Raw genomic sequence first — 18,439 nt, forward strand, 5'->3', positions numbered from 1 at the left:
ACTTGCTAGAATTATCCTTTAGGAATGAGCCTTTAGGCTAAAGGCTTTAAACCACTCTCAAGGAAATCAAACCAGTTTTGACCGATGACTTTTCCAGCGTCAATCTCATTAAAGCCATGCTTGAGCAAACCGTTATAGATATTTTCCATGCCCTCCTTGCCAGCAAACCACGGCAGGGTATCTGGCCAACCTGAATTATTGGCATTGCCTTCACCGTAATCCATCGCTTTTGACCAACGTCCATTGCGCATCCACTCAAGCACGGCTTGCGGTTGATTGAGACACAAGTCACTACCAATGGATAAATGCTCGACGCCATACTTGTCAGCACAATTGGCAATCATCGTACAAAAATCATCTAATGTGCAATCACTACCATTTGGCAAATGGAACGGATATAAGCTAAACCCTAACAACCCACCTGCTTGGGTCAAGGCACTGATAACCGTATCCGATTTATTACGCAGGGCATCGTGTGCTGTGGTTGGATTGGCATGGCTGATACATATCGGGCGACTAGAGTGCTCAATCGCTTCAAGCGTTGAACGCTCAGCGCTGTGTGACATATCGATAATCATACCGACACGGTTCATCTCTTTGATCGCCTGCTGACCAAAACGTGTGATGCCGCTGTCATTCTGCTCATAACAACCTGTCGCCAGTAAGCTCTGGTTATTGTAAGTCAGTTGCATAATCAATAGACCCAAGCGGCGCATCACGCTGATTAAGCCGATTTCATCATCAATTGGTGAGCAGTTCTGCGCGCCAAAGAAGATACCGACTTTGCCCTGCTCTTTTGCCATGTTGATATCAGCAACTGAGTACACTGGCAAAATAAGATCTGAGTTTTGCTCAAAGCGTGTGTGCCACTCGCTAAAGCGAGTCATGGTCTGACGGGCATCTTCGTGATAGACCAAGGTGGCGTGTACCGCATTGATATCACTGGCTTGTAGCATCTTAAAGTAGTCACGATCCCAATGGCTATACTGTAATCCGTCAATGACGATATGGTCTTGGTACATATCAATTCCCTTTTTATGCTTTTACAAATACGATTTTTAGTACAAATTAATACGCTTTTTGATAAGCGGTCTTCACGATGGTATAGAACTCTTTGGCATATTGACCTTGCTCACGCGGACCAAAGCTTGACTGTTTACGGCCACCAAACGGTACATGATAGTCCGTACCTGCAGTCGCTAGATTGACCATGACGCAACCTGCTTGTACCTGCTCTTTGAACATCGCACTGCTACGTAAGCTTTGGGTGATGATGCCACCCGTCAGACCAAAGCGCGTGTCATTGGTCATCGCAATCGCTTCGTCCAAATCCTTGACACGCATGACACACGCCAGCGGGGCAAACACCTCTTCTTGGTTGATATCCCAGCTGTTGTCCGTCTCGGTAAATAACGTCGGTGACATATAGTAGCCGTCATGTGGCATCTCTAAACGCTCACCACCAAAGGCTAAATTGGCACCTGATTGCTTGGCCTTTTCGATCCAGTCCATGTTTGATGCCAGTTGCTTGTCATCGACAACAGGGCCCATAAAGATACCGTCATCAAGCGCATGTCCGACCTTTAAGGTTTTCATTTTGGCAATCACACCTTCGACAAAGGCGTCATGAATACTATCCATGACGATGAGACGTGAGGAAGCGGTACATTTTTGTCCCGAACCGCCAAACGCACCAGCCACTGCCGCATCGATAGCAACTTGCAAATCGGCATCGTCAGCGATAACCAAGGCGTTTTTGCTGCCCATCTCAAGCTGACAACGAATAAAGTTCGGTGCCGTCGCAGCAGCGACCTTGCGACCTGTTGGTACAGAACCGGTAAAGCTAACGGCATCGATATCTGTAGAATTGATGAGTGCATCACCGACTGACGAGCCGCCACCCAGTAGCAGGTTGAATGTGCCTTCTGGCATGCCTTGACGGTGGATAATCTCAGCAAATGCCACTGCACTAGCAGGCGTTAAATTCGCAGGCTTCCAGATAACACTGTTACCAAATGCTAACGCTGGCGCGATTTTCCATACAGCAGTTGCAGTTGGAAAGTTCCAAGGAGAGATAATTGCGACCACACCGACAGCTTCACGGGTGACTTCGACTTTGACCCCAGGACGTACTGAGTCAGCAAGGTCGCCCATTTGACGTAAGACTTCAGCGGCATAATAATGAAAGAACTGACCAGCACGATAAATCTCACCGCGACCTTCCGCAAACGGCTTGCCTTCTTCAAGAGACAACAGTGTACCTAGCTCATCACAGCGAGCAATCATTTCATCGCCAATCGCTTGTAGGATAGACTGCTTTTTTTCTAAAGGAGTCGCTTCCCATTTTGGCTGAGCGTGACGCGCCGCTGCAATAGCGTCTTTGACTTGATCGCCACTGGCCTGTGCGAACTCGCCGATAGTGTCAGTGATATCAGATGGGTTAATATTGGCAACGGTATTTACGCCCGCCTGCCATTCACCATTGATATAAAGTGATTTGGTTGGGTCTTGCTGCAATATCTGTTGGGCGGTATGAGCTGACATAAGAGCTTCCTTGATAAAGTATTAAAAGATGGAATATTAAAATTAGTTTTAAGGCACAGCGGCATATACGACCAGCTCAACCAACATTTCTTCACGAGCCAGTCCTGCTATCACGAGCGCTGCCCGATTTGGGTATGGTGCTTCAAAGTATTCGGCGTAGACTTGATTGACGGTTTTTAGATAGTCGCGATCGGTCACATAGATTATGACCTGTAGTACCGAATCCATACCAACATTGGCACATTCTAGTGTGTGCTTGAGATTGTCTAACGTTTGACGAGTTTGCGCTTCGATACCACCTGCAACCACATCACCATTTTCATCGATAGGAATCTGCGCGGTGTACAACGTACCATTGCTAGTGATCGCCCATTCTAAACGGGCTTTAGACGCATAAAGTGAGGTTTTGATGGCTTGTTTGGTTGAATGAGTCGTCATGTCGTCATATCCTTTGATCAATGATTGGGCAGCGATTGCTATAGAGGTATCCTACCCAAGTAATAACGATAAATCTAACTAATTAAATTTAGAATATGATAGATTTAATCTATCGTAGACGATATCTTATATATTAATAGTGGTGAGGAGTAAGCCTATGAAATTACAGCAATTACGTCACTTTTTATGCGTGGTAGAGGAAGGCGGCTTTCGGGCGGCGGCGGATCGCGCCAATCGCTCGCAAGCGGCGTTGTCTGCCTCGATAAAGGAATTGGAAAAAATACTAGGTCAGCGCTTATTTGAAGGAGGAAATAAAGCAACACTCACGCCTTTTGGCGAGACTTGTTTACCCAAAATCGAGCAGTTTATGACGGTTTATCAAGCGCTAGAGGATGATTTAAAAGGAGCAGCCGCTGGCGATAAAGGCAAAATAAGGATTGCAAGCGTGCCATCACTGGTGACAAAACTCTTGCCTAGCGTGTTGGTTGAATACTCCAAAAGATATCCTGATGTCGAGATTGTACTAATAGATGATAACTCTGTCGGTGTTGCCAATCGTTTATTGGCAGGTGAAATCGATTTGGCATTGGGCAACTGCACTAGTATCGACCAATCAAACATAGATTTCACCTTGCTCATATCTGACCCGATTGGCGTGGTCTGCTTAAAAAGCAATTCGTTAAATCAACCAATAAAACCTTCAAGAAACCATCAAAAAACAGGGCTTAAATGGCAACAACTGATGACCCAGCCTTTTATCTATAATGGCACTTGTCGACTGCTCGAAAACACACCCGCCGAGGTGCTCAACCGCAATGCGCGTTACACGGTCGAGAACATTACTTCCTTATTTTCATTATTACGCAATGATCTTGGTATCACCACCCTACCCAAGCTCGCCTTTCCGTCGAATGAGCCAGAATTGGTATGGCTCGACTTACTTGAACCTACCTTAGACAGACAAATTGGTATTTTTAAATTGGCAAATAAAACGATTTCACCGCCAGCACAAGCGTTTCATGAATTGTGCATTCAGTATGTCCAGAATCACTATATTTTATAAAGACAGGTTAAAAAAAGGTTGAAAATGGGTTAAGACATACCTCACTACCGCCTACTTTTATAAGCCACTATCAGAAACTCCATTCACTTGAATAAAAGCGTCTTTCACTATGTCTAAAGGTTTAATTTCCGTTACTCGTGGCCTCTTATCTGTTATCGGCATCATACTTATCATCGATTGTGCTGCATTGATGGTCATCGGTAAAGTTAATTTCGGCTCGGTTGTACCTTTTTTAGTCGGCATGGTTTTTGTCATACATGGGATGTTTTGGCATGCAATACGCAGGTTTTGCGGCCAACATTATGGCTTTAACCGCCTTTGGTATGGGTTATGGGCTGTATTTATACTTTGGTTATTGAGCTTCGCTCTATTTATTTGGTCATTAAAGCAGCAGATTGCGCTTAGCCAGCAGCCTGCACCGACAGTGGCAGCGATTATTGTATTAGGCTCTGGCACGGTTGCAGGTAAGCCGACACCGACGCTCGCCAAGCGCTTGGACACCGCCGTGCCCCTTATCGAGACACAACCAGATGCTTTGGTGATAACCAGTGGTGGCGTTGGTTTTCAGCGTACACGTAGCGAAGCCGATATCATGGCCACATATTTGCATGAGGCACATGGCGTGCCATTCGAACGCATTTTACAAGAAGGCAAAAGTACCAGTACGGAAGAAAACCTCGCTAACAGCCGAACGTTGTTAGAAGCAAAAGGGCTGTCTATCACTGATCCTATCGCCATCGTTACCAGTGATTTCCATAGCATTCGCGCAGCCAGCATTGCGCGACATCAGGGCTATACACAACCCATCACCGTCGCCAGTCCCACACCTTTATCCATTCGTTATAACGCTTGGTTTCGCGAGTATTTTGCCTTTGTCAGTGGCTGGTTGTTAGGAGAGTATTGATGGAGGTGTATATTTCACCAGTTTGAACAAGCTTACTACTAAGTATCATAGCTCCAGCGTTGCCGCATTGCTGTTTTTACCAATCAAAACGGTGGTAATTTTACAGTGCGTTATAATCAGTAAGAACCGCTGATAAATACTGCAAATAAAAATAATAATGATGGAGCGCATTATGCTATTGGATATCTTTTTAACTGTTCATTTTATGCTACTGATACTGATCTCTTTGCGAGTGCTTGCGCGCCATGATCTGACCTCGCCCGCTCGGCTTGCTTGGCTCGTGATATTGTTCATTTTGCCTTATCTGGGAGTTGTAATTTATTGGATGTTTGGTGAGGTGCATCTAGGACGCGATTTTACGCGCAAACGTAAAGCAATCATTGATAAATTAAGCGCACATAGTCCCGAAGTACTTGGTGATGACATCGCTTTGTCGGAGGCTATCAAACCTGAATACCAAGCGGCCTTTGCCTACTCTGCCAATGCAACTGGCTATCATACAACGGTGGGCAATCACGCAGAGCTAATGGCAGATGCGGCTGAGACGCGCAAACGTATGATTGCCGACTTTGATGCAGCGACCGATCATATTCATGTGCTGTATTATATTTGGCTAATCGATGGTATGGGAATCGATACTGCTCAAGCGCTCATACGAGCGGCAAGGCGCGGCGTCATATGCCGAGCAATGGTTGACGGTATGGGCTCACGAAAAATGGTCGGCTCAAAGATATGGCAGGAAATGATAGAAGCTGGCGTACAAGTCAGTGTTGCCCTACCAATTAGTAATCTTTTAAAGGTACTCATATTTAGCCGGATTGACTTGCGAAATCACCGCAAGATTACGGTTATTGATGGCAAAATCGGTTACTGTGGCAGTCGCAACTGCGCCGATCCTGAGTTTCGTGTAAAGCCAAAATTTGCGCCGTGGGTAGACATTATGCTGCGGGTCGAAGGGCCAGTGGTGGCACAGAATCAGATGTTGTTCGCCAGTGATTGGCTGACTGAAAATCCTGATACGCCGCTTGACAGCTTTCCTTATTTTATTGACTCTCAACCAAAGCGACAAAAATCCCCACAGCCAGAAACTGATAAGCCTTTACCAATAACATCACCGCCACCTTTACCAGTCACATTGCCGCCAAATGGCTTTGCTGCACAGGTTTTTTCTGATGGTCCTACCCAACGACGCGGCACCACACCGCAATTTTTAGGTGTCTTAATTGGTCAGGCAAAACGAACCCTGATTATCTCAACGCCTTATTTTGTGCCTGATTATTCGCTCGTTAGCATTTTGTGTGCGACCGCTTATCGCGGTGTACAAGTAACCATGATTTTCCCAAAGAATAACGACTCAATAGTCGTGGCTGCTACCAGTCACAGTTATTACTGGCAGCTGCTTGAAGCGGGGGTCAATATTTACGAATATAAACCCGGTCTATTACACGCAAAAACCTTGACCATCGATGGCGAAATCAGTCTGATTGGCTCGACCAATTTAGACTTGCGTAGCTTTGATTTGAACTATGAAAACAACATTGTGTTTAGCGATAAAACGCTCACAGCGGCCATCGTTGAGCGACAATACCAGTATATCGCTGATTCTGAAGAGGTCACTCGTGAGCAAGTTGAAAACTGGCCGTTATCTTATAAAATCTGGAATAACATTGTCGCCACGATGGGACCTGTTTTATAACCCATTATTAGGGCGTGCCCTCAATTCAATTGATCATATCTAAACGGGCTAATGACCTTAAGCCATTCTATTCAGCTGCTGTCTTCTGCAAAATATAAACGACAAACTTAGCTTGTGTCGTAAAGGGTTCTGTTTCGACCGCTGCTAGTAGCGTCTGTCTTTTTTCATTAAGCGCGCGATAAGCATAAGGCGTCATGGTCATCAAATCAGCCAAATCAGCGGCTAACAACGTCATCTCGGTACTGACATGCTCCGTACCCATCAGCGTAAAGTATGGAGCCAATTCATGCAAAAACTTATCCGAATCATGCTCGCGGACGTTATCAAATAACGCTTCGCGCATCGTCGCTAGATGCCCGATATCGGGCTTGGCAATGATTAAATAACCGTCTGCAGTCAATACCTCATTGAACGCGTCTGGCAAGATAGGGCTAAAAATACTGCTAATACCCTTTATGCTATGCGCGCGTAACGGCAAATGGGCAGCGCTGGTAACAAGCGGATAGATGACTGCCGACTTGGCTGTCGCATTAGTAACACTGTCTTTAACTTGCTGATACCAAAGACACCCCGCTACCTTACTGGCTTTCGCAAGCTCTACCACAGCAGGTTTACTGATATCTGCGGCGATGAGCGTATCCATGCCTGTCTGTGCCATTGCTTGCGTGTAATAACCTTCACCGCAGCCAATATCCAACCAATTGATTGCCTTGCTATCCTTTTTAGTTATCGGCTCAATTGCTGAATCAGCGACCGACTCATTTTTCGCCAACAATTCTCTCATTTTTTGGCAAATAAGCGTCTGCAATGGCTGATAATGTCCGGCGTTTAAAAACCGTTTGCGCGCATCAATTGATTGCTGGCTATCGCCCGGTGCTTTGGATTTTTTTTGTTGCACGGGTAATAAATTAACATAACCCTGACGTGCCACATCAAATGGATGAGCCGTTTGTTTTGGGTGCAAGCTGCCATCGCAGCGCCACGTATCTGCGGCAGGTTGTAATGGTGATTGGCAAAGGGGACAAATAAATAAGCTCACAAGTATCTCAACGTCATCGCAATATGACTGCCATTTTAACAAAATTCAGGCTTACTGCGTGATAAAAGGCACGATAAACAATGCAGGAAAGAAAATGCAAAAAACAAACTATCAGCAACCAAACTATCAGCAACCAAACTATCAGCAACCAAACTATCAGCAACCAAAAAAAGCCACCTCAACTAAAGTGAGATGGCTTTTGCATAGATGATATTCATATGAATGTTCGAGCGATATGGCTATGTTAACGCAGTTTTAAGGTCATGAGCCCAAGGATGACGAGAATAATGGCAATAATCCAAAACCTTGCCACCACTTGCGTCTCTTTCCAGCCAATCTCTTCAAAGTGATGATGCAATGGTGCCATCCGAAAGACGCGCTTTTTACGCAGCTTATACGAGCCAACCTGTAGCATGACCGACAGTGCTTCGGCGACAAATAGACCGCCCATAATAGCAAAAGCAATCTCTTGACGGGTCATAACGGCAATCGTACCGAGCATCGCCCCGAGAGCAAGTGCCCCCACATCACCCATAAACACTTGGGCTGGATGGGCGTTGAACCATAAGAAACCAAGCCCTGCACCAATCATCGAACCACAGACAATGAGAACCTCGGAGTTATAGGCAATATAAGGCACATGCAAGTAATCAGCAAAGCGTACATCACCTGATACATAAGCCATCGCGCCCAAACCTGCCGCGACCAAGACCACGGGCAAAATAGCCAAACCATCCAAGCCATCGGTTAAGTTGACGGCGTTAGAAGCCCCATTAATCACAAAGTAGGTAAAGATAATAAAGCCAATACCAAACGGCACTGCCGAAAAAGGAATCATCCAATCTTTAAAAATCGGTAGCAGCAAATCCTGCATCTCACGCGTGGTCGCGATATCTGGCTGCAAGGTGGCGATATAATATAAAGACACACCGACGAACAAAGCACCCATAGAGAGCCAAAAGTATTTTTTGCGAGCAATTAAGCCTTTAGGATCTTTATACTTAATTTTTAGCCAATCATCTGCCCAGCCGACCGCACCAAAGATAATCATGACAATGAGCAAAATCCAAACGTACGGATTATTCAAACGCGCCCATAGTAAGGTGGACACGCCAATCGCACTTAAAATCAGCACCCCACCCATGGTCGGCGTACCAGTTTTCGCCAAATGCGATTGCGGACCATCATTGCGAATCGCTTGACCATATTTCAGTGCACGCAGACGTCGAATGACAGGCCCACCAAAAAACATGCTAAATGCGAGGGCGGTAATGACCGCGAGTAACGCTCGCAGCGTCAACGAAGAAACCGCAGAAAACGGCGTGTAATACTGGCCAAGCCAGCCAAACAACCAAACTAACACCGCCTACTCCTCGATTAGCGCATTGATAAGGGTTTCCATTTGCATGGAACGAGAACCTTTAAACAGCACCGTACAAGGCTGCGCCTGCTGTGCTTGCAAATACGGCTTCAAATACGCCAATAAACTGTCTTTATCGGTAAACGCATGGGCATTGATGTCAGAAACCTCTTGTGCACCCGCCACGGTAAAAGGCGCGTATTCACCAACACACAGCAGTACATTGATGCCCGTTGTCGCAATGGTACGACCCAAGCTTTGATGCTCGCTGACCGCCGCCTCTCCCAGTTCTGCGATATCGCCCAGCACCATGACTTGCGTGCCTGTTTGCGCCGCCAATACTTTTGCTGCCGCTCGCACCGAATGCGGATTGGCATTATACGTATCATCAATCAAGCGATGCATACCCAGTAATTGACTGTTCAAGCGCCCTTTAGCAGGACGCGCGTTTTCAAGACCAATGACGATATCACTAACATCGATATTTAGTGCATGGGCACAAGCAGCAGCGGCTAAAGCATTATTGACATTGTGCTCGCCCGCTAGTGGCAAGTTGATATCATGGACTTGATTGCCGATATGCAGCTTAAATTCACTGCGCTCAGGCTCGACATCTAAATGGCTGGCACTGACATCAGTATTACCAAAACCAATCACGTGTGACGTATACTTTTCAGCGATACGGCGTAATTGATTGGTAAAATCATCTTTATCAGGAACGATCGCAAATTGGCTGTCATTCAAGGTATGGTAAATCTCAGCCTTGGTTTGGCAAATCCCTTCACGGCTGCCAAACTCACCCAAATGCGCCGTGCCAATATTTAAGATACACGCGACATCTGGCTTTACAATCTCGGTAGTATAAGCAATTTCGCCAATATGGTTTGCGCCAAGCTCTAGGATGGCATAGCGATGATGGTCGGATAATTCGAGCAACATCATCGGCACACCCAAGTCATTATTTAGGTTACCACGGGTAATCAATGTCGGTGCAAGTCTGCCAAAGATACTACCAAGCATTTCTTTGCAAGTTGTCTTACCACTAGAGCCTGTGATGGCAATCACGGTCAAATTTTGATGCTGTTGACGACGATACGCAGCCAATTGTCCTAGCGCCAAACGGGTGTCGCTCACCACTAACTGCGGAATGCTATTTGCATCAGCCGTAGCAATAGGGCGAGCGACGATAGCCGCAACCGCACCTTGCGCGATGGCAGTATCGATATAATCGTGACCATCAAAATTATCACCCGATAACGCTAAAAATATATCACCAGGTTTTATCGTACGGGTATCGGTGGCGATACGAGTGCTCATGACATCATTTACTGAAGTGTTTTCTGAATCGGGTTGATCTTCACTCAGTTGCCAATGTCCACCCAGTGTTGCGGTTGCTGCGAGCAGGTTGTCTGCTCGCCAAACATACAGCCCTTGCGACTGAATGCTGTTATCGTTGTCGGCTGTCATAATGATTACCTTATATATGATGACTACTTATTTATTTTTTATCGTTAACGACTCATGCTTCTTAAGAAGCATATAAAATGGATGTTCAGCGCTACTATTTATTTATCAAGGCTATACGCGCCCTGCTTGTTTTAAGGCGTTTTGCAAAATAACACGGTCGTCAAAATCATAACGAACATGGTTAATTTCTTGATAGGTTTCATGACCCTTGCCAGCGATCACGACGATATCATCAGCTGCTGCTTGATTGACCGCATACTCAATCGCTGCTTGGCGCGCAGGTTCGATATGGGTACGCTGATATTGCTCACTCGTCATGCCCGCTTGCATATCTTGCAAAATGATATTGGGATCTTCGGTGCGTGGATTGTCTGCCGTTAACACGACTTTATCCGCGCCTGCCAATCCTGCTTGCGCCATCAAAGGACGTTTGCCCGCATCACGGTCGCCACCGCAGCCAAACACTGCCCAAAGCTGACCCTTACAATGGGTCTTTAGGCTGGCAAGCACTTGGCTTAAGGCATCTGGCGTATGCGCATAATCAACGATAAAGCAGCCATCATTAGACGGCACACGCTGCATACGTCCAACTGCACCTTGTAGCTGCGGCACCACTGCGGCAATACGCTCAAGGCTAATGCCTAAAGCGACGGCAGCTGCCATTGCGGCAAGCAAATTGGCAACATTAAAGCGCCCGAGTAATGGGCTGACGATACCTAAATTATTAACTTCGCCATCGCCTAAATCTGTACGTAGCGTAATCTCGACACCTTGTAAGCTTGGTTTGATTTCAGCCGCAACAAAGGTCGCAGATTTTGATGGTTCTAAACTGTACGTCCAGACCGTTAAATCACTGGCATGTGCGGTGTCGAGCATAATCTGGGCATGTTCATCATCGATATTGATAATGGCATGGGTTAAATCTGGAAAATGCGCTTTATCAAACAGTCTAGCTTTTGCTGCTGCATACTCTGCCATATCGGCATGATAGTCTAAGTGGTCACGGCTAAGATTGGTATAAATTGCCACCGAAACGGGCATACCTTGTAAACGCTGCTGATCCAAACCATGTGAGCTGGCTTCCAATGCCAATAATTCAGCATTCTCTGAACCCATTTGATATAAAAACTGCTGAACTGCTAAGGCATCACCCGTGGTATGGCTGGCTTGCACCAAAGCACCAAGCCTGCCATTACCTGCTGTGCCCATGACCGCGCTGCTCATGCCAGTCAGCTGCGTCAGTTGCGCCACCAATTGACTGATAGTCGTTTTGCCATTGGTGCCCGTCACCGCTATGACAGTTGGCAAGGTCACGGGCTGCTGATACTGCAAACGTGCTTGAATGAGTGTCCCTAAAAAATCACGAATATTGGGCACGTATAAAACAGGGCAAGGCAGTGCTGCTAATTGCTGCTGCACTTTAGTAGCACTATCATTTGGTAAGGTGATATCGGCGTGATTTGATATGCTAATCGTGTTAAGTAAAGCCGTGGGATCTATTTCTGATAGGATAAAAGCCGCATGTTCAGCGGCTTGATAGAGGTAGTCACGGCTTTTTTGACAGTTTGGTATGTGGCTTTTTAATAACACAAACACATCGTTCGGCTCTAGCTGACGACTGTCTAAACGAAACTGCAGGAATGGAATATCAAGAAACGAATTCATTGGTTTTGAATCCGCTCCAACCAATGTCGTCTGAGTCGATAGTTTTTGCAATGCCTGCTCTGTACCTACACCATGCCTGCTATTGCTACTACTAGATTCAGTCAGCTGTTGCAAGGTGACTGGTGTGATGCTTGGCGACGAGGGTGACAGGGTCATTGGCAAATCCTATACGGTTAAAACACATCAAATAGTTAAAAACTGAACACTTAAAAAACTTACGTTTAAGCCTATAGATCTTCCGTTTTTAACGGCTTATCTAAGGGTACATTGTATAAACGCAGCGCCTCTTTCATGACATTATGAAAGACTGGCGCGACTGTTAAACCAGCATAAATCTGACCACGCGGGTCTTCGATGAGCATCACGCCGACCAGCCTAGGGTTGGATGCTGGCGCCATACCCGCAAAAACGTTGCGGTATTGGTCAGTATAGTAGCCACCTTTTGGATTGATACGGCGCGACGTTCCTGTTTTACCAGCGACGCGATAACCGTCAATCGCAGCACCTTTAGCCGTACCACCCGGTTCGGTGACACTTTCCATCATTTGTACGATAGACATCGCTTGCTCGTGTGCCATGATACGCTTGCTTGGCTGCGGCTTGTCATCTTTAATGAGGGTCAATGGGTGCATCACACCGCCTGCCGCCAGCGCCGAATAAGCCTGCGCGACCTGAGCCAGTGTTACCTGTAGACCATAACCATAACTGACCGTTGCACGTCTTGATGTTTCTTTTTCTTTTGGTGTAACCACAAGCCCACTACCTTCCCCTGGGAACTGTAGCGGTGTCTTTGAACCAAAACCAAATTGCTTTTGCATATTGGTAATGCCATCAGCGGGTAAAGACAAAGCAATCTTAGTCGAGGCGACGTTACTAGATTTCTGTAATAGCGTTGCCATTGTGATCCGCCCTAAATTATTATGGTCACGAATGGTATAACCACGGACACGAATAGAGCCAGGATTGGTATCGATTAAGGTAGTGGCGGTATATTTTCCTGAGTCTAAAGCCGCTGCAACGGTGAATGGTTTCATCACTGAACCGGGTTCAAAGACATCGAGCAGCGCACGGTTACGTTGGTTTTCACCAGTCATCTCATTCAGGTTATTAGAATTAAAAGATGGCCATGTTGACAAGGCAAGCACTTCACCCGTTTGCACATCAACAATCATGCCTGTTGACCAGCGCGCTTTTTGCAAACGCCCTGCTTTCTCTAGTTCTTTATAAAGCAAATACTGCAAGCGCGAATCAATGGTCAACGCCACATCTTTACCTGGTATTTCTGGTTCAATCTGTTTAATTTCTTTTAAACTGTTTTGTTTGGCGTCTTTTAGCACCAACACTTTGCCATCATCACCTGCCAGCTCAGTCTCATATTGGCGTTCGATACCAGCACGACCTTCGTAACCACCTTCAGGGTCGCTGACATTTTGTCCCATAAAGCCCAATAGTTGCGAGTTTGGTTGTGGCTGTGGGTAATAACGTTGGAAAAAGTTTTTTTCATAGACGCCAGGAAAATCAAGGGTGCTGACACTTTGGGCAATCTCAGGCGTTACTTTATTCAGTAGCGGCAAATAGTGCGAGCCTGCACCCGATGGCAGCGCGGCTTTAACTGCTGCTTCATCGGTTACATCAATACTGTCATCGATGGCGGTAACTTTTTTTAGCTCAGTGACCGAAATATTCGCAGCCGCCGCAAGCGTGGTTAGATCCATATTATCCAAACGCTTTTGCATACGCGCAACCAGCTGTGGACTCTCAGGATTGGTGATAATAATACGCTTAAGCTCGTAATATTCGCGCGCGTAATCATGCGGACTAAAGGAGACCGTCGCCAGTGGTGCACTGACTGCAAGTGGCAAATTATTGCGATCGGTAATCATACCGCGATAGGATTTTTGCGTGCGCACGCTAGTGATGAGCTCATCACCTTTGTCTTGATAAAACTGGGCATTGGCAACTTGTAAATAATAAGCACGGGCTATCAGCAAACCCAAGACAACCAATGCAATGACCCAAATAGTACGGAAACGGTTTTTGTCTTGCTCAAAACCGCCGCGAGAGGAAGCGCCAGACGCTTTACCCAAAAACCCTCTTTTATTTTTTAGGTTTTTGACACTGGTATAAGCGCCTTGCTCTTCACTCTTTTTCAATCGATCAAACAATTTAGCCTTACGGTTGCCAGAGGATTTTTTTTCAGCCGTACTGCCTGTTTGCCCCGATTTGGCTGCACTGGCAGGACGTAAGGGCTTAGTGACCTTACCGCTAGTCGGCTTTTTATTCGCATTTTTCGCGGTCGTTTTACCACTATTGGCATTAGGTTTTTTATCACTCATTGTCCTGCCTCCGCTACCGTGGCATCGGTGATAGGAGCGTCAGGCGATATATCCGTAGCAGCTCGTGGTTCGATAACGTCAGACTTATCCTCATTTGAGTCAGTATCGACGACTGGCACCTGTGCTGTGGCAACACCCGGCTGGATAATGAGCTTATCTTTTAGCGTCGGTGAAAACATGCCCAGTTCAGCCACCGCACGGCTAGCGATTTGCGGCGTCGCACTAAAAGTCTGCTGTTCAATGAGCAAACGCTGATGTTCGACTTGCAGATTACGCTCTTGTTTTTTCATGTCTTGCAAGGTTTTATAATCCTGATGATATTGCTGAACGCCTTCGGCTGTTTTGATACCGCTCCACACAATCGCCACTGCTAACAGCAATAGCACCACTACATAGATACTAACCACATTAAATCGGCGCACAAATAGCTCGCCGATATCGGTGTTATGCGGCATTGCAGCGCGACGGTTTGCGGGTTTGTCAGATATTGCCATGACGCTCTCAAAAAGTGGACTTCAAGTATGAAAATTGGCAACTGTTTTAGAGCGGTAAGACGCTTTATACAGAACCATCAATAAAGTAAAACCAAACGAAAAAGGAACTGCCGAGCCTAGCAGATAATGTTTACAGATTTTTAACAGCCGCGTAAGTATTCAGACTTTCTATCCTACTTAATTGACGGCAACCAATCACCAGCAACTCAGCCAAACACCCTCTCTATAACATCACGCTACCTGTGCTATTGCTCGACACTGGGTAGATAGTCGGTATCAGTACGAGTCGCCATACGCAACCACGCACTACGCGCGCGTGGGTTTTGACTGGTTTCAGCTTTGCTTGGACCCACGCGTTTAGGCTTGCTAAAGTAGCGTGGACGATTGGGCGGCATCGGCAAATTCTCATCCTCTGGATATTGGCCTTTACTCTGACGCTGCAAAAACTGCTTGATACGGCGATCCTCTAACGAGTGAAAACTAATCACTGCTAGCTGCCCGCCTGCCTTTAATATCGGAATGCTTTGTTCTAAAAAGTCATCAACATCGCCAAGCTCATTGTTAATAAAAATGCGCATCGCCTGAAAACTTTGAGTCGCTGGATGCTTACCTCGCTGCCAATTAGGATGCGCCACTTTAATCACTTCAGCCAATGCCAAAGTAGAGTCATAACTGTCCATCTGCTTAATAGCACGGGCGATACGGCGACTATGACGCTCTTCGCCAAAATCATAAAGCACATTGGCCAAGGTTTCATCATCGACTTTTTCTAACCACTCAGCGACCGACTGCCCACGGCTGGTATCCATACGCATATCGACCGCACCGTCACGCATAAAACTAAAACCACGACTGCCATCATCAATTTGCGGCGATGAGATACCCAAATCTGCCATTAAGCCATCAACTTGAGTGATTCCCATCGCCGCTAGACTATCCGTCAACGTCGCAAAACTATCGTGCACCACTTTTACGCGACTATCGGTCTTTGCCAATTCGCGAGCAACGCTAATAGCGGTTGGATCTTTATCAAAAACAATCAAGGTTGCGTCATCGGCCAACTGGCTTAATAATAATCGACTATGACCACCACGCCCGAAGGTAGCATCAACGTAGACGCCACTCATCTGCAAGCTATTTTGGTTGTCACTGCTTTGTTCTGCATCGTCTGTTTGCTTAGGTAGCGCTTTGACACCGAGCACTGCCGCGACGGTTTCTTGCAATAGCACTGCATCATGAACAAAGCTCAATTCACCAGAGCTGACTTTATCCGTGACAGACTTTTGATTCGGCTGATTAGCAGAGTCATTCTCTACCACAAAATCGTTTTCTACAGCAGACAGCTCAGCCGCTGATGCAGCATTAACAGTGGCTAAAGAAGAATCTATTTTAGAATCTTGCTTAGTATTCGGCGTAATTTTTGGCTTATTATTCAATATGGACACAAACGACTCAGTAGATGACGACCATTTTGGTCAGTAAGAGTGAAAAATCAGATGAAAATAAACAAGTTATGACTTGTCTAACATTATTATCGCAAGGATACACGGGTAGTCAAGCGCTAGACGGGCATTTCGTTAAAAATATTCCATCTCTCTGTTATACTAGCGCTATATTTTACGCTATTTTTCTACATTGACGGCTATTGTTTCATCCGTATTTTTTATTCAAACGTGTTATTCACATTTATTATTAATATTTTTAACCGCTATTTTTTTCATTTTTCACTGCCATATTCATTAACTACCCTATTATGAGAATTTTATGATGCAATCATCGACTTCAACTAACAGCACGCGCCCTGTCCGTACTCGTATCGCGCCTTCACCGACTGGCTTTCCGCATGTCGGCACCGCTTATATTGCCCTATTCAATTTAGCTTTTGCTAAAGCCCACGGCGGCGAATTTATTTTGCGTATCGAAGACACGGATCAAACGCGCTCAACCGAACAATCTGAAAAAATGATTTTGGATGCGCTGCGTTGGGTCGGTCTCGACTGGGCGGAAGGTCCAGATATTGGTGGCCCGCACGCGCCTTATCGTCAGAGCGAGCGTAGTGATATTTATAAAAAGCACGCCGAACAGCTCATAGAAAACGATCATGCGTTTCGCTGCTTTTGTACCAGTGAAGAGTTAGATGCCATGCGCGCTGCACAAATGGCCAATGGTGAGACACCGCGTTATGACGGTCGCTGTGCACATTTAAGCTCTGAGAAGACTCTTGGACTTGTTGCAGCAGGCATGCCTCACGTGATTCGTATGCGTGTGCCTACCGAAGGCGTCTGTCAAGTACATGACATGCTACGCGGTACGGTTGAGATTCCTTGGACACAAGTCGATATGCAAGTGCTGCTAAAAACCGACGGCATGCCAACGTATCATTTATCCAACGTTGTCGATGACCATTTAATGGACATCAGCCATGTGCTACGCGGTGAAGAGTGGCTGAACTCTGCACCTAAACATCAGCTGCTTTATGAGTATTTTGGTTGGGAGATGCCTGTACTTTGCCATATGCCGTTACTGCGTAACCCAGATAAATCAAAGCTTTCTAAACGTAAAAACCCAACCTCTATCACCTATTATCGTGATGCTGGTGTGCTCCCTGAAGCGCTGCTAAACTACCTCGGTCGTATGGGCTACTCAATGCCTGACGAAGCTGAACAATTTACCTTAGCAGAAATGATTGCTAGTTTTGATATTCAGCGGGTGTCACTTGGCGGCCCTATCTTCGATATCGAAAAACTGAACTGGCTCAACGCAGAATGGTTACGTGCATTAACGCCTGAAGAGCTAAAAAATAAAATACTCGATTGGGCAAATAACAGTGATAAATTAACTGCTATCGCAGCGGCGATTCAGCCTCGTATTGAGCTGTTATCTGATGCGGTTAATTGGGGTGGTTTCTACTTCCAAAACCTACCTGCTATCACTACAGAAAGTTTTACCCATAAATCACTCACCCCTGAGCAAATTACTGAGATGCTGCAACTGGCGCTTTGGCAGCTAGAAACCTTGCCAACGTGGTCAGAAGAAAATATTTACGCCACGCTAAAAGGTCTTGCTGCCCACCTCGATATTAAGATGCGTGATTTTATGGCACCGTTCTTTATCGCTATCGCTGGTAGCACCTCATCGACACCAGTCATGAACTCTATGGCAATTATCGGCGCTGATATGACCCTGACGCGCTTGCGCCATGCGGTTGATGTACTGGGTGGCCTTGGTAAAAAGAAATTGAAAAAGCTTGAGAAACAAGCGGCTGAGTTACCAGATTTTTTGGCTGCTGAATAGTTTGGCAGCTGAGTAATAAATTGGTTGAAAGTTTTTGAAGAAAAAAGGGTCAGGTCAATTCTGACCCTTTTTTTGTCATTAATAGGTACTACTACCCTTCAACTATTAAATATCCTTTATCAAACCTTTTAACTGGAAA

Annotated in this window: 14 protein-coding genes; 4 read left to right on the forward strand and 10 right to left on the reverse strand. The window is 46.0% G+C overall.

Translation table 11 applies throughout. The annotated features are described in order from the left end of the window. Nucleotides 1–32 precede the first annotated feature (32 nt). Genes JMW85_RS11380 through JMW85_RS11390 form a run of 3 tightly spaced genes read right to left on the reverse strand, consistent with a single transcriptional unit; the run spans nt 33 to nt 2,982 of the window. Nucleotides 33–1,022, reverse strand: a complete 990-nt coding sequence (locus JMW85_RS11380) for a membrane dipeptidase (protein WP_201581862.1) — start codon at nt 1,020–1,022, stop codon at nt 33–35. A gap of 46 nt (nt 1,023–1,068) precedes the next feature. Then, nucleotides 1,069–2,544 (reverse strand): aldehyde dehydrogenase family protein, encoded by a 1,476-nt coding sequence (locus JMW85_RS11385; protein WP_201581863.1) that lies wholly within the window; start codon nt 2,542–2,544, stop codon nt 1,069–1,071. Nucleotides 2,545–2,592: 48 nt separating this feature from the next. Continuing rightward, nucleotides 2,593–2,982 (reverse strand): RidA family protein, encoded by a 390-nt coding sequence (locus JMW85_RS11390; protein WP_201581864.1) that lies wholly within the window; start codon nt 2,980–2,982, stop codon nt 2,593–2,595. Between the two features lie 157 nt (nt 2,983–3,139). Here JMW85_RS11390 and JMW85_RS11395 point away from each other — a divergent pair, with 157 nt between their 5' ends. The 3 genes from JMW85_RS11395 (at nt 3,140) to JMW85_RS11405 (ending at nt 6,645) form a co-directional block, all read left to right on the forward strand. Further along, nucleotides 3,140–4,045, forward strand: coding sequence for a LysR family transcriptional regulator (locus JMW85_RS11395; RefSeq protein WP_087813654.1), 906 nt, complete (start codon nt 3,140–3,142; stop codon nt 4,043–4,045). Between the two features lie 109 nt (nt 4,046–4,154). Next, nucleotides 4,155–4,949, forward strand: coding sequence for a YdcF family protein (locus JMW85_RS11400; protein ID WP_201581865.1), 795 nt, complete (start codon nt 4,155–4,157; stop codon nt 4,947–4,949). A 172-nt stretch (nt 4,950–5,121) separates the two neighbouring features. Beyond that, nucleotides 5,122–6,645 (forward strand): phospholipase D-like domain-containing protein, encoded by a 1,524-nt coding sequence (locus tag JMW85_RS11405; protein ID WP_201581866.1) that lies wholly within the window; start codon nt 5,122–5,124, stop codon nt 6,643–6,645. Nucleotides 6,646–6,712: 67 nt separating this feature from the next. On the opposite strand, the gene JMW85_RS11410 is transcribed toward JMW85_RS11405, so the two are convergent. The 7 genes from JMW85_RS11410 to rsmH all read right to left on the reverse strand — a co-directional run bounded on the left by JMW85_RS11410 (nt 6,713) and on the right by rsmH (nt 16,451). After that, nucleotides 6,713–7,690, reverse strand: a complete 978-nt coding sequence (locus JMW85_RS11410) for a putative RNA methyltransferase (protein WP_201582151.1) — start codon at nt 7,688–7,690, stop codon at nt 6,713–6,715. Nucleotides 7,691–7,928: 238 nt separating this feature from the next. Beyond that, complete coding sequence (gene mraY / locus JMW85_RS11415; RefSeq protein WP_087813657.1) at nt 7,929–9,047, reverse strand: phospho-N-acetylmuramoyl-pentapeptide-transferase; 1,119 nt, start codon at nt 9,045–9,047, stop codon at nt 7,929–7,931. Between the two features lie 3 nt (nt 9,048–9,050). Continuing rightward, complete coding sequence (locus tag JMW85_RS11420; protein WP_201581867.1) at nt 9,051–10,511, reverse strand: UDP-N-acetylmuramoyl-tripeptide--D-alanyl-D-alanine ligase; 1,461 nt, start codon at nt 10,509–10,511, stop codon at nt 9,051–9,053. A 111-nt stretch (nt 10,512–10,622) separates the two neighbouring features. Beyond that, complete coding sequence (locus JMW85_RS11425; RefSeq protein WP_201581868.1) at nt 10,623–12,332, reverse strand: UDP-N-acetylmuramoyl-L-alanyl-D-glutamate--2,6-diaminopimelate ligase; 1,710 nt, start codon at nt 12,330–12,332, stop codon at nt 10,623–10,625. Between the two features lie 71 nt (nt 12,333–12,403). Next, entirely contained in the window at nt 12,404–14,512 is a 2,109-nt protein-coding gene (locus tag JMW85_RS11430) for a peptidoglycan D,D-transpeptidase FtsI family protein (protein WP_087813660.1), read from the reverse strand. Further along, nucleotides 14,509–15,006 carry a cell division protein FtsL gene (ftsL, locus tag JMW85_RS11435; protein ID WP_201581869.1) on the reverse strand — a complete coding sequence of 166 codons (498 nt, stop codon included), beginning with the start codon at nt 15,004–15,006 and terminating at the stop codon, nt 14,509–14,511. The genes JMW85_RS11430 and ftsL overlap by 4 nt, the downstream gene beginning before the upstream one ends. Before the next feature lie 245 nt (nt 15,007–15,251). After that, nucleotides 15,252–16,451, reverse strand: coding sequence for a 16S rRNA (cytosine(1402)-N(4))-methyltransferase RsmH (gene rsmH, locus JMW85_RS11440; RefSeq protein WP_374220461.1), 1,200 nt, complete (start codon nt 16,449–16,451; stop codon nt 15,252–15,254). A gap of 319 nt (nt 16,452–16,770) precedes the next feature. Between rsmH and gltX the strand changes: the two genes are divergently transcribed. Then, complete coding sequence (gene gltX / locus JMW85_RS11445; RefSeq protein ID WP_201581870.1) at nt 16,771–18,300, forward strand: glutamate--tRNA ligase; 1,530 nt, start codon at nt 16,771–16,773, stop codon at nt 18,298–18,300. Nucleotides 18,301–18,439: the final 139 nt, after the last annotated feature.

Source organism: Psychrobacter glacincola (genome assembly GCF_904846075.1).
GTDB classification, from domain to species: Bacteria; Pseudomonadota; Gammaproteobacteria; order Pseudomonadales; family Moraxellaceae; genus Psychrobacter; species Psychrobacter glacincola_C.

What these genes read in the sequence shown, in the direction of transcription:
- JMW85_RS11380 (WP_201581862.1), bottom strand. Translation starts at nt 1,022, where the DNA reads ATGTACCAAGACCATATCGTCATTGACGGATTACAGTATAGCCATTGG.
- JMW85_RS11385 (WP_201581863.1), bottom strand. Translation starts at nt 2,544, where the DNA reads ATGTCAGCTCATACCGCCCAACAGATATTGCAGCAAGACCCAACCAAA.
- JMW85_RS11390 (WP_201581864.1), bottom strand. Translation starts at nt 2,982, where the DNA reads ATGACGACTCATTCAACCAAACAAGCCATCAAAACCTCACTTTATGCG.
- JMW85_RS11395 (WP_087813654.1), top strand. Translation starts at nt 3,140, where the DNA reads ATGAAATTACAGCAATTACGTCACTTTTTATGCGTGGTAGAGGAAGGC.
- JMW85_RS11400 (WP_201581865.1), top strand. Translation starts at nt 4,155, where the DNA reads ATGTCTAAAGGTTTAATTTCCGTTACTCGTGGCCTCTTATCTGTTATC.
- JMW85_RS11405 (WP_201581866.1), top strand. Translation starts at nt 5,122, where the DNA reads ATGCTATTGGATATCTTTTTAACTGTTCATTTTATGCTACTGATACTG.
- JMW85_RS11420 (WP_201581867.1), bottom strand. Translation starts at nt 10,511, where the DNA reads ATGACAGCCGACAACGATAACAGCATTCAGTCGCAAGGGCTGTATGTT.
- JMW85_RS11425 (WP_201581868.1), bottom strand. Translation starts at nt 12,332, where the DNA reads ATGACCCTGTCACCCTCGTCGCCAAGCATCACACCAGTCACCTTGCAA.
- JMW85_RS11430 (WP_087813660.1), bottom strand. Translation starts at nt 14,512, where the DNA reads ATGAGTGATAAAAAACCTAATGCCAATAGTGGTAAAACGACCGCGAAA.
- ftsL (WP_201581869.1), bottom strand. Translation starts at nt 15,006, where the DNA reads ATGGCAATATCTGACAAACCCGCAAACCGTCGCGCTGCAATGCCGCAT.
- gltX (WP_201581870.1), top strand. Translation starts at nt 16,771, where the DNA reads ATGATGCAATCATCGACTTCAACTAACAGCACGCGCCCTGTCCGTACT.